Here is a 328-nt window from a genome sequence, read left to right as displayed (position 1 = left end):
ACTTGGTAATACCTTTTTGAGGTGCTTTTTGATATGAGCCCATGTTTTCTCAATAGGATTGTAGTCAGGTGAGTAGGGAGGAAGGAGTAAAAGTTTATGTCCAAATTCTTCACATAAGAGCTCTAGCTTACCCATTCTATGGAATCTTGCATTATCCATAATAATAACTGAGGGTGTATTTAATGTTAGCAAGAGAAACTTCTGAAATCAAGTTTCAAAAAAGTCGCTCGTCATTGTCTCTTCGTAAGTCATTGGAGCGATTAACTCACCATTTGTTAGCCCTGCAACCAAAGAAATCCTCTGATATCTTCTTCCAGATACTTTACCT

At 37.2% G+C, this 328-nt stretch carries 1 pseudogene; it reads right to left on the bottom strand.

The features are described 5' to 3' along the window. Positions 1 to 328 (bottom strand): annotated as a pseudogene (locus tag ADI86_RS11035) (transposase); the annotation flags it as partial.

Origin of the sequence: Streptococcus pseudopneumoniae, from assembly GCF_001074975.1 — a bacterium.
GTDB classification, from domain to species: Bacteria; Bacillota; Bacilli; order Lactobacillales; family Streptococcaceae; genus Streptococcus; species Streptococcus pseudopneumoniae_D.
Note: the sequence above shows the minus strand (reverse complement) of the source record. Positions and strands in the feature narration are given on the sequence as shown.